This is a genomic window from Ensifer sp. PDNC004 (genome assembly GCF_016919405.1).
Lineage (GTDB): Bacteria > Pseudomonadota > Alphaproteobacteria > Rhizobiales > Rhizobiaceae > Ensifer.
Map to the genome: position 1 here is coordinate 672,142 of NZ_CP070352.1, position 13,862 is coordinate 686,003.

Here is a 13,862-nt window from a genome sequence, read left to right on the forward strand (position 1 = left end):
GGTTCATGGTCCTTCCCATGACACGCCACATCCAACCGGGCCCTTCGGGGCCCGGACCCGTCTCGCGCCTCGTGTCGTGGATCGGGCCTCTGCCTTTGCAGCAAGGCCTGCTCTTTGTCGGCGTGCTGCTGCTCTTTGCGTTTCTCGGCCAGAACACCGCCGAGAGCATGCACCGCATGGGACTGACGCCGGGCTTTGCCTTCCTCTCCCATCAGGCCAATTTCGAGATCGGCGAAAGCGTCCTTCCTTACGCGGCCGGCGACAGCTACGCCCGGGCGCTGGCCGCCGGCATCGCCAATACGGTCAAGGTCGCGCTCGTCGGATGTCTGCTTGCAACCGTACTCGGTGTCGCACTCGGCATCTTCAGGCTGTCCGGCAATCTGCTGCTCGCGACCTTCGCCCATGGCTATGTCGAGCTTCTGCGCAACACGCCTTTGTTGCTGCAACTGTTCCTGTGGAGTGCGATCATCCGCGCGCTTCCGCCGCCGCGCGGCGCCTATACGTTTCTGGGCAGCGTCTATCTCAGCAATCGCGGCGTTTTTCTGCCCTCGCTTTCGGTCGACGGCCTGCCGGCCTCCGTATGGCTGCCCGCGGTGCTCCTGACCGTCTTCGCGGCACTCGTCATTTCCAGGCGCCTGCTGGCGGGCGCGACGTTCTATCTGCCGAAAACCGCCGGCACCGTACTCGGCGCGTTAGCAATCTTCTATTTCGCTCTCGTATCCCTCGGCTTCAGCGCATCGGTCGAAGTGCCTGCCAAGGGCGGCTTCAACATTCGCGGCGGCCTATCGCTGACCCCGGAATTCGCCGCGCTGCTGATCGGCCTCGTCGTCAATGCCTCCGCTTCGATTTCCGAGATCGTGCGCAGCGGCATCCAGTCGGTGGCATCGGGTCAATGGGAAGCCGCTCGCGCACTCGGGCTGAAGCCCGCGCAGATCATGCGCCTCGTCGTACTGCCGCAGGCGCTTCGGGTGATCACGCCGCTGATGATTTCGAGCTTTCTCGATCTGACCAAGAATTCGAGCCTCGCGGTCGCAATTGGTTACCCCGATCTCGTCAGCGTCGCCAACACGACGGCCAACACCACCGGTCAGGCGCTCGAAGCGATCATCCTCATCGGCGCCGTCTACCTGACCATCAGCCTTTCGGTTTCGGCCCTCATGAACCTCTACAACCGGCGCGTGGTCCTGCGCGGAGAAGGAAAACGATGAGCCAGATCGAACTTGCGCCGCCGGTTGCACCCGACTGGCACCGCTGGCGCGAAGGCCTCTTCAGTGGCTGGGCCAATGGCCTCGTCACGCTGGCAACACTCGCCGCGCTCCTCTGGCTTGCTCTTCCCTTTGTCCGTTGGGCCGTCATCGATGCCGTCTGGACCGGCACGGCGGCCGATTGCGCCGCGGAAGGCGCTGGCGCCTGCTGGGCCTTTGTCGGCGCCAAGTTTCGGTTCATGCTGTTTGCCTTCTTCCCACCGCCGCTGCAATGGCGCCCCGTGCTGGTGATCGTCCTTATCGCTGCGCTGCTGACGGTCTCCGCCATTCCCCGTTTCTGGAGCTTCCGCCTGGTGCCGGTCTGGTTGCTGGCGCTCGTCGGCATCTGGCTGCTGATGGCGGGGACGTCGGGCTTGGAACCGGTCTCGACCAATCATTGGGGCGGGCTGCCGATTACGCTCACAGTCTCGATCGCCGGCCTCGCCTTTGCCTTCCCGATCGCGCTGCTGCTGGCCCTTGTCCGCCAGTCGGACATGGGCATCGTTCGGTCCCTGGCCATCGCCTTCATCGAAGTGCTGCGCGGCGTGCCTATGATCGCCGTTCTCTACGTGGCGATGCTGATCGTACCGATGGCGCTGCCGAGCGGCGCGGCCATCGACAAGTTGCTGCGCGCACAGATCGGCGTCACGCTGTTCTTCTCCGCCTATCTCGCCGAGATCATCCGCGCCGGCCTGCAAGTGATCCCGGCGGGTCAGAAGGAGGCGGCCCTGTCGCTTGGCCTTGGCCGGATCCAGATGCTCCGGCTGGTGGTGCTGCCGCAGGCGCTGCGGGCCGTCATCCCGGCGATCGTCAACCTGTCGATCGGCATCGTGCTCAACACCTCGCTGCTGGCCGTCATCGGCATCTACGATCTGCTGAATGCCGCCAAGACCTCGGCCACCGACCCCGCCTGGCTCGGCTTTTACAGCGAGGCCTATATCTTCGCGGCGCTGGTCTATTTCGCCATCTGCTTCACCGGCTCTCGCTACAGCCTCTGGCTGGAGAGGAAGCTCAACGGAGGCCATCGCCGATAGGCGCATCCGACGGGGGTTGCGTGCCACGCGCCGCCGGGCCAAGAGTGCGCCGAAGCGAAATCTGTGACCGGGCAAAGCGCATGAGACAAAAAAACATCGTCGTCATTGGCGGCGGACCGAGCGGCTTGATGGCCGCCGAGGTGCTGTCCGAGCGCGGCCACGCGGTCACCGTCTATGACAGCATGCCGACGGTGGCGCGCAAATTCCTGCTCGCCGGCAAGTCGGGTCTGAACATCACCCATTCCGAGCCCTATGCCGCCTTTGCCGAGCGCTTCGGCGATGCCTCGCCGCGACTGCGCGCAGCGCTGGACGCGTTCACGCCGGATGACATCAGGCGTTGGGCAAAGACGCTCGGCACGGAGACCTTCGTCGGTTCCTCGGGCCGCGTCTTCCCAGAGGTGATGAAGGCGTCGCCGCTGCTACGCGCCTGGCTCAAGTCGCTGGAAGGCCGCGGCGTTCGCATCCTGACGCGGCACCGCTGGACAGGTTTTGAGGGCAACGCGCTTGCGTTCGATACTCCCGACGGCAAGACGCTTGTCAGCGCCGATGCGACCCTGCTTGCGCTCGGTGGCGCCAGCTATCCGCGCCTCGGATCCGATGCCGCCTGGACACCATGGCTGGAACACAGGGACGTGTTAGTCGCCAAGTTCCAACCCGCCAATTGCGGCTTCGATGTCGACTGGAGCGCGACCTTCCGCGATCGCTTCGCCGGCGCGGCGCTGAAGGGCGTCACCGCGACCTCGGAAGCGGGCACCGTCCCGGGCGAATTCGTCGTCAGCGAGACCGGTATCGAAGGTAGTCTCGTCTATGCACACACGAGCGCGCTTCGGGACCGACTGTCGCGCGGCGAAACGGCCGACCTGGTGGTCGACCTTACCCCAGGGCGCACCGTCGAGAAATTGGCAAAAGACCTTGGCCGCTTCGATAGCAAGACCAGCTTCTCCAATCGCCTGCGCAAGGGGGCTGGCCTCGAAGGGGTGAAAGCGGCGCTGGTGCGTGAGGTTTCGCCTGATGCCGCGCGTTTGCCACCTTCAGAACTTGCGGCCTTGATCAAGGCGCTGCCAATCCGGCTCGTCCGCCCGCGCCCGATCGCCGAAGCCATCTCGTCGGCCGGCGGCATCGCCTGGTCCGCGATCGATGACGAATACATGCTGAAATCAATGCCCGGCACCTTCGTCGCCGGCGAAATGATCGACTGGGAAGCGCCGACCGGGGGCTATCTGCTGACCGCCTGCTTTGCGACCGGGCGTGCGGCGGCGCGCGGGCTCGATCGCTGGCTTAGCCGAGCGACATAAAAAATCGCCGCGCCCTTGCCAGGCGCGGCGATCGTTTCAAGTGGCGTCAAAGCCTTACTGGTCGTTCAGTACCAGCCCCTTGGTCAATTCCAGCGCCTGGCGCTCGAAGAGACCACGGTAGATGCCGCCGTCGAGGCGGATCAGCGCGTCGTGTGTGCCCTCCTCGGCGATCCGGCCGTGGTCGAAGACCAGCAACCGGTCGAGCGCACGAACAGTCGACAGCCGGTGCGCGATGACCAGCGTCGTGCGCCCGAGCATCAGCCGCTCCATCGCCTGCTGGATCAGCACCTCCGATTCCGAATCGAGGCTCGATGTCGCCTCGTCGAGGATCAGGATCGGTGCGTCCGCGAGGAACGCGCGAGCAATGGCGATGCGCTGGCGCTCGCCGCCCGAGAGCTTGACGCCGCGTTCGCCCACCAACGTGCCGTATCCTTTCGGCAGCGCCGTGATGAAGTCGTGGGCGCTTGCAAGCTTCGCCGCCTTCTCGATCTCGCTCTGCGTGGCGTTCGGCCGCGCATAGGCGATGTTTTCCGACAGAGAGCGATGGAACAGGATCGGCTCCTGCTGGACGATCGCGATCTGCTGGCGCAGCGAGGTCTGCGTCACCGACGCTATGTCCTGACCATCGATGCGGATGTCGCCGGCTTTCAGGTCGTGCAGGCGCTGGATCAGCTTGACGAAGGTCGTCTTGCCCGAACCGGAATGCCCGACGAGACCGACACGCTCGCCCTCCCGGATCGTCACCGAGAACCGGTCGTAGAGCGGCTTGCGGTGCGCACCGTAGTGGAACGTCACATCCTTGAACTCGATGCGGCCGTCGGTGATCCGGATCGGCTTGGCATCCGCCTTGTCGTCGATGCCGAGCGACTGGCCGTGGATGTCGACAAGCTCTTCCATGTCGTTGATCGAGCGCTGCAGGTTGCGGATGTGCTGCCCGACTTCACGCAAGTAACCCTGCAGGATGAAGAACGAGGTGAGCACGAAGGTGATGTCGCCGGCCGTCGCCTGGCCCTTCGACCAGAGGAACAACGCAAAACCAATCACCGCCGCGCGCAGAATGAGCAGCATGGCGCCCTGCGACGTGCCGTTTGTCGTGCCGCGGATCCAGGTGCGGCGCGTACGGTCACGCCATTTGGCGAGCACCTTGGCAAGGCGTGCGTCCTCGCGGCCTTCGCCGCCAAAACCCTTGACGACGATGTTGCAGCTCACGGCATCGGCGAGCGCCCCGCCGAGCTTGGTGTCCCACCGGTTGGCAAGGCTTGCCATCGGCGCCACATAGCCGAGCGACAGCACGATCGTCATCAGGATGAAGACGATCGACCCGATACCGATGATGACGCCCATCATCGGCCAATAGAACGACATCAGGATTGTCGATCCGACCAGCATCACGACGGACGGAAACAGGGCGACGAGCAAGGTGTCGTTCAACAGATCGAGCGCCCACATGCCGCGCGTCACCTTGCGCACCGTCGATCCGGCAAAGCTGTTGGCATGCCAGTCGGTCGAGAAGCGCTGGATGCGATAAAACGCAGCCGACGCGATGTCGGTCATCATCTTGAGGGTCAGATCGGTGACCCCCAGGAAGGTGAAGTGCCTGAGAATGATCGCGCCGAGCGACAGCGCCATCAGCATCCAGAAGGCGGCAAGCGCCGCATCCCAGGCAAGCTGATCGGTCGCCACACCGGAAACGACGGCGTCCACGAGCCGGCCCGAATAGAGCGGCGTCAGGACGTCGGCGAGCGTCGACAGGAGAACCATGCCGAGAATGACGCTGATGCGCAGCGGCTGCGCTTTCCAGTGCGACCAGGTGAATCCGAGAACGCTGCGGAACGCACCGCCGCGCAGGTCAATACGAGTAAAAGCCATAACAATCGCCCGATGCGCGACGCATCGGCCTCAAACAAGATCAGAATGGAATATGCCGTTAAAAGGAACCCAGCTTCCGATGCGGCATCATTGGAGTGACCGTATCCTCAAGAGAGGAAGGGCCAAGGTCAGCGAAACGAAATCCGACCTGGAAAAGACGGAAAGGCGAAAATGCCCTTCCCGGCCCAGTTCAAGACTGCACGCCGCCCCGTAGGGAGAAAGAAAAAGCTGGCATCTTTTGAAACCTCCCTGATTGGTTGCCGGAAGACGACCTATAGGCGAATCGCGCGCAACCGCCAAGTGCAGAAATCTTGCCATGGCGCCAATCGTCGCGGCTGCGACCTGTTTGCAACAGTCTCCGACATGCCTGCGGGGTTTACGGCGATGTGCTGTTCGTAGCAGAGTACGCCGCGATCGCCGACCGTGCATGGCACGAAACGGCGGCATCTTGGGGAGGGTCCGCGACAACCGGCACCGGCAATGACCGGACGGCGATGCGCGGTGGGAGTGAATTGACAAGGTTCCGGTTCTATATCGTTGCGGCCCTGCTGCCGCTGATCACCCTTGGCTTCATGGCGTTTGCAGGCCCTGCACGTGCTGTCGAGAAGCAGGAACTCGTGGTGGTCACTTCCTATCCGCCGTCCTTCTTCGAGCCCTTCCGCGCTGCGTTCGAACGCGCCAATGCCGACATGCGGGTGACGATCGTGCAGCGCAACACCGCGAGCGCCAGCCGCTTCGTCATCGAGAAGGCGGATGTGCCGGCCGACATCTTCTGGGCCTCGGCGGCCGATGCCTTCGAGCTCCTTAAGCGCAACGGAAGCCTGCGTCCGATCGCGCCGCGCAATACCGGCGCACCGGATCATGTCTTCGGCTACCCGGTGAACGACCCCCAAGGCTATTATCTGGGCTTCGCGCTGTCGGGCTACGGCTTCGTCTATAATCCCGCCCATCTCGCGCGCAGCAAACTGCCCGTGCCGGAGAACTGGCAGGATCTGCTGAACCCCGTCTATTCCGGCCAGATCGGCATCACCACGCCGTCCCGCTCGGGCACGACGCACCTGATCGTCGAGGCCTTGCTGCAAACCTACGGGTGGGAGAAAGGCTGGGCGATGCTGTCGCAGCTCGGCGGCAATCTCTCGACGGTTACCGCCCGCAGCTTCGGAGTGGCCTCCGGCGTGGCGCAGCGGCGCTTCAGCATCGGCATCACCATCGACTTCCTCGCCACCTCGCCGGATTTCGCCGGCGCCCGCAATGTCTTCGTCCTGCCGCCCGACACCGTGTTCGTGCCCGCAAGCATCGGCATCCTCGCCCGGGCACGCAACGTGCCGGGAGCGGAACGCTTCGTCGATTTCGTGCTTTCGGAGGCTGGCCAGAAACTCCTGCTGTCGCCGGCAATCGCCCGCATACCGGTCAACCCCGCGCTCAACAGCGGCCTGCTGCCGCAGGAAGACGGCGAGCGCCTGCTGAAATCCGGTGGCTTCGACGCGGCGCTTTCGGCGCGCAGATACGGGCTCGTCAATCTGATTTTCGACGACTATATCGTGCGCCGCCGGGCAACCCTTGCCCGCCTGTGGAAGAGGACCGCGGATCTGGAGGCGATGAACATCGAAGACGCGCAACGGCTGAGCATGCTGGCCCGGGCACGGCGGCTGTTGGGCCAGCCTCCGCTTTCAGCAAGCGAAGTCGCCAATGTGGCAGAGGCCCTGCAAGGCGAATGGCCGCGTGGCGTCGCCCGCTCCCCTGCCCATGCGGAACTCGCGAGCCGCCTGCGCGCGCGGATCGAGCAGAACCTCAGCGAGGCGGAACAGCTGCTGTCCTCGGCCGCGCGATCCGGCGACCCCGTCAATCTCCATCCGTGGCGGCAGTGACGATGGCGGTGATCGAAACGACCGCCCGGCAGCCGCGCTGGCGCTTCGGTATTGGCGCCCGACTCGTGCTCGCCTTCGTCGCGATCGTCGGGCTCGCCGTCGGCGCCTGCGTGGTCGGCTGGCTTTCCTATGAGCGGTTGTCGGGCGAACTGTCGCGCATGGCCGACGAGCAGATGCCGCAGCTCGCCTTCGCGTCGCGCCTCTCCAAGGCCGGGGCCGACATCGGCTCCGTGACGTCGGTGCTTGCCGGCGCCGAAAACCGCACCGAATACAACGAGATCCGCGCCGTCTACGCGACGCGCCTCCAGACCCTTCGAGCCCTACTTGAAGAAAACACGGCGCAATCGAGCACGGCGGCGCTGCTGCCGCTCGCCGAGGCCATCGGCGCCAATCTGAAAAAGATCGACCTTGCGGCCGGCAAGCGCTTCACTTTGCGCGAGGCCATGCGCTCGGACATCGACGAGCTTCGCTGGGTCCAGGCGGATCTTCTGGGAGAAGCCGACCCGTTGGTCGACGACATCCGCTTCAACATCGAAGCGGAAACCCGCAAGGGCCAGGGTGCGGCCGCGCTCGCCGAACAGCAGAAGAGCGAAGCGCTGTTGACCGTCGTCTCCCAGGCAAACCTTGCGACAGGTCTCATCGGGCGGCTCGTCAACGCCACGACCGAAGAGGAAATGCAGGAGACCAACGCCTTCCTCGGCGATAGCGCCGACGAACTGGCGAGCCGCATTCGCTCGCTCGACAGCTGGCCCGACAGCATCACCGTGCGGCAGCTGGCCGGGCGCATTCTCGACCAGTCCAACGCCTCGACGGGCATCCCCAATCGCAAGCGCTCGGAAATGCTGCAGGCCGGCACGCTTGCCGAACTTGCCAGCGAAAACGGCCGGTTGGTCGAAGAGCTTGGCCGCAAGATCGAGACGGAAGTGGTGGCGATCGAGGCGAGCGCCGGGGACGCCGCGCGACGCGCGGCCGCGGCAATCGAAACCGGGCGTAGCCTGCTCCTCGCGATCGCCATCCTCTCGGTGCTGGTGGCAAGCGCCATCGGCTACTTCTACGTCCACCGCAACCTCATCGCCCGTATCCGCCTGCTGGCGACGGCCGCCGGCGCGATCAGCGCGGGCCGGCATTCCGCAGCGATCCCGCCGCCCGAAGCCGACGAACTCGGAGACCTCTCGCGCGCGCTGACCCTCTTTCGCCAGACCCGCGACGAGCTGATCCAGTCGGCAAAGCTTGCGGCCCTCGGCCAGATGGCGGCCGGCATCGGCCACGAACTCAACCAGCCGCTGGCCGCCCTTCGCGCACACATCCACAACGCCGCCACGCTGATCGGCCGCGGCAAGGGCGAACAGGCGGTCAACAACCTCGACAAGATGAAGGGGCTGACGGGACGCATGGCCGACCAGATCAGCCATATCCGCCGCTTTGCCCGGCGGCCGGACGCGCAACTGCGGCCGGTCGATCTCACCGCAGCGGTGCGGGACGCCCTCAGCCTGCTCGAACATCGTTTCGAGGAGGAGAGCGTCGTGCTCGAGCTTTCGTTGCCGGAAGGCGGCCCGGCAATGGTCATGGCCGAACCGGTCCGGCTCGAGCAGGTCGCCGTCAATCTCATCGGCAATGCGCTTGACGCGGTCTCCGACCAACCGCTTCGGCGCGTGACCGTCGGCGTTGAAATGACCGGTGGCGCCGCCCGCCTGATCGTCGGCGACACCGGACACGGCATCGCCGCGGAAAACCTGCCGGCCGTGTTCGATCCGTTCTTCACCACCAAGCCGGTTGGTTCGGGGCTCGGCCTCGGCCTGTCGATCTCCTACAACATCGTCAAGGATTTCGGCGGCGACATCGCAATCCTCGAGACCGGTCCGACCGGCACACGATTCCTCGTATCCCTGAAAGGCCTGGAATGAGACCGGAAGCGGACATCATCCTGATCGACGACGACGCCAGCGTGCTTGAAGCTTGCTGCCAGGTGCTGGAACTGGAGGACTTCACCGTCGCCCCGCACGGTTCCGTCATCTCGGCGCTCGCCGGCCTGCGCGCCGACAGCGACACCGTGATCGTATCGGATGTCCGCATGCCCGATCATGACGGCTTCGACCTGGTCGCTGCCGTGCGCAAGATCGATCCCGATATCCCGATCGTGCTGATGTCCGGGCATGGCGACATCCCAATGGCGCTGCGCGCGATGCGCGAAGGCGCCTGGGACTTCCTCGAAAAGCCGGCCGATCCGGTCCACCTGATCGAGACCGTGCGCCGCGCCCGCGATCACCGGCGGCTGCTGCTCGAAAACCGGCGACTGCGCCTCTCTGTGGACAAAGACGGCTGGGAAACACGGCTGATCGGGCACTCCGCGCCGATGGTGGCGCTGCGCGAAAAACTGCAGCGCATCGCGGCAGCCAGCGCCGACGTGCTGATCATCGGCGATACCGGCACCGGCAAGGAGGTCACGGCGCGCGCGCTGCACGATTTCAGTGGTCGCAAGGGCCGCTTCGTCGCTGTCAACTGCGGCGCCATTCCGGAGACCATGCTCGAATCCGAGCTTTTCGGGCACGAGGCCGGCGCCTTCACCGGCGCTCGGGAAAAACGCATCGGCAAGATCGAATATGCCGATGGCGGCACGCTGTTTCTCGACGAGATCGAGTCGATGCCGCTCGCAGCCCAGGTGCGGCTGCTGCGTGTGCTGCAGGAGCGCGTGATCGAGCGCCTCGGCTCGAACGTCGAACTGCCGGTCAATATCTGCGTGGTGGCGGCGACCAAGGCCGACCTGCACGATGCCGCGCGACGGGGAGAATTCCGCGAAGACCTTGCCTATCGCCTCGACATCGCCCGGGTCGAACTGCCGCCGCTCGCGCGTCGCAAGGGCGATGTCGGCCTCCTGTTCCAGCATTTCCTTGGCCTTGCCGCCAAGCGCCAGGGACGCACGCCGCCACCGGTCGGCGCCGAGCATCTCGCCGACCTTAACGCCCGGCCCTGGCCCGGCAACGTGCGTGAGCTGCGCAATGTCGCGGAACGCTTCGTGCTCGGGCTCGAAGAGCGCCCGGACACCGAAGCCGCGACGGCAGGCGGCGAGACTCTGGAAGCACAGATGGATCGGCTGGAGCGGACCATCCTCATCAACAGTCTCGCCAGGCATGAAGGCCGCGTGGGTGCAACCGCCGACGCGCTCGGGATCTCCCGCAAAACGCTCTATCTGAAGATGCGCAAGTTCGACATCGATGCCCGGGCCGATGGCGACGAGGGGTGATGTTACCCTTTTGACCCCGCCTCACCGGCCCCGATGTTACCTTTCTTACCCATTCTCAGCTGAAATCGCCCGGTTTTCCGGGTTTTTCGATCTGGCACGGGCCTTGCTCTCAAGAGGACAGCCGCCAAGCATTGGCGGTCTATTGGGAGGAGATACCTATGTTGAAAACCATCGCAGCAGCGATGCTGATGTCGGCTGCCTTCATCGTGACGGCCCACGCGCAAGACGGCGGCAAGGTGACGATCGTCACCTCGTTCTCCAAGGACGTGACCGACCCGTTCAAGGCCGGCTTCGAGGCCGCCAACCCCGGCTTCACCCTCGACGTCCAGAACAAGAGCACCAGCTCGGGCGTCAAGTACATCGACGAGACCAAGGTCAACAACCAGGTCGACCTGTTCTGGGCATCGGCCCCTGACGCCTTCGACAGCCTGAAGAGCAGGCAATTGCTCGCCAAGTTCACCCCGTCGGTGACGGGCCTGCCGGAAAAGGTCGGCTCCTATCCGGTCAACGATCCTGATGGTTTCTACTTCGGCTTTGCCGCATCGGGCTACGGCATCATGTCGAATGACCGCTACTTGGAAGCCAACAATCTGCCGAAGCCGGCCGAGTGGGGCGATCTCGCCAAGCCGGAATATTTCGACCACGTCGCCATCGCCGCCCCGTCGCGTTCCGGAACCACACACCTGACGATCGAGACGATCCTGCAGGGCGAAGGCTGGGACAAGGGCTGGGGTACGCTGAAAGGCATCGGCGGCAACCTCCAGCAGGTGACCGAACGCTCCTTCGGTGTTCCGGATGCGGTCAACTCCGGCCAGACCGGCATCGGCATCGTCATCGACTTCTTCGCCTTCTCGGCCCAGGCGAGCGGCTTCCCGGTCAGCTTCGCCTATCCGTCGGTGACGACGGTCGTTCCGGCCAATATCGGCATCGTCGCCAATGCGCCGAACCAGGCCGGTGCCGAGGCCTTCGTCAACTACATCCTGTCGGAGAAGGGCCAGGAAGTCCTGCTCGAGCCGGCCATCCGTCGCCTGCCGATCAACCCGGCGCTCTACGCCAAGGCGCCCGAAGGCTTCCCGAACCCCTTCAAGGATCCGCGCTTCCAGTCGATGATCACCTTTGACAGCGACGTTTCGAAGCAGCGCACGGATGTTGTCGACACGCTGTTCGACCAGCTGATTTCCTTCCAGCTCGAAAACCTCAAGGGCGCCACTCAGGCGATCCATGCGGCCGAAAAGGCGCTTGCCGCCAACGAGCAGCCGGCCACCCGCGCACTTCTCGATGAAGCCAAGGCCCTGGTTGCCGCCATGCCGATCACGGCGGACGAGGCGGCGAGCAAGGAGACCCGCGACGCCTTTACCGGCGGCGAGGACAAGACCGCGCGCCAGGCGGAACTGGAACAGAAGTGGGCCGCCTTCGCGACGGAGAAGTATGCCGCCGCCAAGGCTAAGGCTGACGAAGCCCTGAACCTCGTCGACTAAGCGACGACAGCGACCGCCTGCCCATCCCGGCGGGCGGTCAAGCTCCCGCAAACATTCAAGCTTCGCCGACCCTGGCGCGCCTTTCGCGCCGGGCTGGCCGAACTCACTCCGGAGTCTGCCCCATGGCGCTCGTCGCTTCCGTTCCCATCCGGCCCGCCGCGGCCAAACCTGGCCAGATCCTCGCGGTCTCGGTGATCGCCCTGTTTCTGGCGATCTTCCTGGTCATCCCCGCCGGCACGGTCATCTACACCGCCTTCACCGAGAAGGGCACCGGTGCGCTGACCATCGTCAACTTCATCGACTTCTTCAACACCGACCTCTTCCGCCGGTCCTTCTTCAACTCCGTCTATGTGTCCGGCATGTCGGTCGTCTGGGCGAGCGCCATTGCGCTTCCGCTCGCGGTGCTCACCACCCGCTTCGATTTCCGCGGTTCGCTCATCATTCAGACGCTCGGCTTCGTGCCCCTGATCATGCCGCCCTTCGTCGGCGCGGTGGCGATGCAGCTTCTCTTCGGTCGCAACGGCACGGTGAACCTGCTCTTGAACGACTGGTTCGGCATCCGCATCCCGTTCATGGAGGGGCTGAACGGCGTCATCTTCGTGCAGTCACTGCACTACTTCCCCTTCATCCTGATCAACCTGTCGACCAGCCTGCGCAACATCGACCGGTCGATGGAAGAGGCCGCCCAGAACCTCGGCTCCTCCGGCTTCCGGCTCTTCCGCCGCATCGTCTTTCCGCTCGCCATGCCCGGCTATCTCGCCGGCGCGTCGCTTGTCTTCGTCAAGGTCTTCGACGACCTGGCGACGCCGCTGCTCCTCAACGTCAAGGACATGCTGGCGCCGCAGGCCTATCTGCGCGTCACCTCGGTCGGCCTCACCGATCCGATGGGCTACGTCATCTCGGTGATCCTGATTGCTGTCTCGATCTTCGCCATGTGGCTTTCGGCGGTCGCCATGCGCGGCAAGGACTATTCGACGGTGCAGCGCGGCGGTGGCGGCCTTTCCAGGCGCAAGCTCAGCCGCGGCGAGAGCGTCATCGCCTATGGCGTCGTCGCGCTGATCCTGCTCTTGGTGTTGTCGCCGCATATCGGCCTGTTGCTGCTCTCCTTCGCGACCGTCTGGTCGTTCAGCCCGCTGCCCGATGCCTACACCGTCGCCCATTACGGCCGGGTCTTCGGCGAAAGCTCGCTCTACATCAAGAACACGCTGATCTACGCCAGCCTTGCCGGCCTGATCGACGTGGTCATCGGCGGCGCCATCGCCTATCTCGTGCTGCGCACCAAGGTCATCGGCCGTCGCTGGCTCGACTGGGCGGCAACTGCCGCGCTTGCCATCCCCGGCGTCGTGCTTGGCATCGGCTATCTCAGAACCTTCTACGGCATCACGCTGCCCGACGGCACGCCGCTCGCGACGCTCTGGGTCATGGTGGTTCTAGCGCTTGCCATCCGCCGCCTGCCCTATGCGCTTCGTGCCTGCTACGCTGCCCTGCAGCAGGTATCGGAATCGCTTGAAGAAGCGGCTGAAAACCTCGGCGCCACCAAGCAGCGGACCATCCGCCGCATCGTCCTGCCGCTGATGACCGGGGGGCTGCTTGCCGGTTTCGTCACCAGCTTCTCGACCGCAGCGGTCGAACTGTCGGCAACGCTGATGCTGATCCAGAGCAATTCGGACGCGCCGATCGCCTACGGGCTCTACGTCTTCATGCAATCGCCGGCCGGTCGCGGACCGGGTGCAGCCCTCGGCGTCATCGCCGTGATCATGGTCGCGCTCTGCACGCTTCTGTCCCACTACGTCATCGAGCGTCGCCAGAAGGCGCTGGGTACGGCCAAGTAAT

The 13,862-nt window shown here is 64.7% G+C and carries 9 protein-coding genes; 8 read left to right on the forward strand and 1 reads right to left on the reverse strand.

What is annotated here, in order from left to right; translation table 11 throughout:
- Positions 1-17: 17 nt before the first annotated feature.
- From JVX98_RS03000 to JVX98_RS03010, 3 genes are all read left to right on the forward strand, one after another.
- Entirely contained in the window at positions 18-1,208 is a 1,191-nt protein-coding gene (locus tag JVX98_RS03000; RefSeq protein WP_205236808.1) for an amino acid ABC transporter permease, read from the forward strand.
- Positions 1,205-2,278 carry an amino acid ABC transporter permease gene (locus tag JVX98_RS03005; protein ID WP_205236809.1) on the forward strand — a complete coding sequence of 358 codons (1,074 nt, stop codon included), beginning with the start codon at positions 1,205-1,207 and terminating at the stop codon, positions 2,276-2,278. Before JVX98_RS03000 ends, JVX98_RS03005 begins: the two co-directional genes overlap by 4 nt.
- Positions 2,279-2,358: 80 nt before the next feature.
- Complete coding sequence (locus tag JVX98_RS03010) at positions 2,359-3,573, forward strand: TIGR03862 family flavoprotein (RefSeq protein WP_205236810.1); 1,215 nt, start codon at positions 2,359-2,361, stop codon at positions 3,571-3,573.
- Between the two features lie 54 nt (positions 3,574-3,627).
- On the opposite strand, the gene JVX98_RS03015 is transcribed toward JVX98_RS03010, so the two are convergent.
- Positions 3,628-5,442: an ABC transporter ATP-binding protein gene (locus JVX98_RS03015; protein WP_205236811.1), complete on the reverse strand. Its 1,815-nt coding sequence runs from the start codon at positions 5,440-5,442 to the stop codon at positions 3,628-3,630.
- Between the two features lie 512 nt (positions 5,443-5,954).
- On the opposite strand from JVX98_RS03015, the gene JVX98_RS03020 reads away from it, so the two are divergent.
- The 5 genes from JVX98_RS03020 to JVX98_RS03040 all read left to right on the forward strand — a co-directional run bounded on the left by JVX98_RS03020 (position 5,955) and on the right by JVX98_RS03040 (position 13,861).
- Positions 5,955-7,310, forward strand: coding sequence for an ABC transporter substrate-binding protein (locus JVX98_RS03020; protein WP_205236812.1), 1,356 nt, complete (start codon positions 5,955-5,957; stop codon positions 7,308-7,310).
- Positions 7,311-7,312: 2 nt separating this feature from the next.
- Positions 7,313-9,214 (forward strand): ATP-binding protein, encoded by a 1,902-nt coding sequence (locus JVX98_RS03025; protein ID WP_205236813.1) that lies wholly within the window; start codon positions 7,313-7,315, stop codon positions 9,212-9,214.
- A complete protein-coding gene (locus JVX98_RS03030) occupies positions 9,211-10,551 on the forward strand; it encodes a sigma-54 dependent transcriptional regulator (protein ID WP_205236814.1) in 1,341 nt (446 codons plus the stop codon). Before JVX98_RS03025 ends, JVX98_RS03030 begins: the two co-directional genes overlap by 4 nt.
- A gap of 158 nt (positions 10,552-10,709) precedes the next feature.
- The gene (locus JVX98_RS03035) at positions 10,710-12,029 is read left to right on the forward strand and encodes an ABC transporter substrate-binding protein (protein WP_205236815.1); all 1,320 of its coding nucleotides are present in this window, start codon (positions 10,710-10,712) and stop codon (positions 12,027-12,029) included.
- A gap of 122 nt (positions 12,030-12,151) precedes the next feature.
- The gene (locus tag JVX98_RS03040; protein ID WP_043624382.1) at positions 12,152-13,861 is read left to right on the forward strand and encodes an iron ABC transporter permease; all 1,710 of its coding nucleotides are present in this window, start codon (positions 12,152-12,154) and stop codon (positions 13,859-13,861) included.
- The last annotated feature ends 1 nt before the right edge of the window (position 13,862 follow it).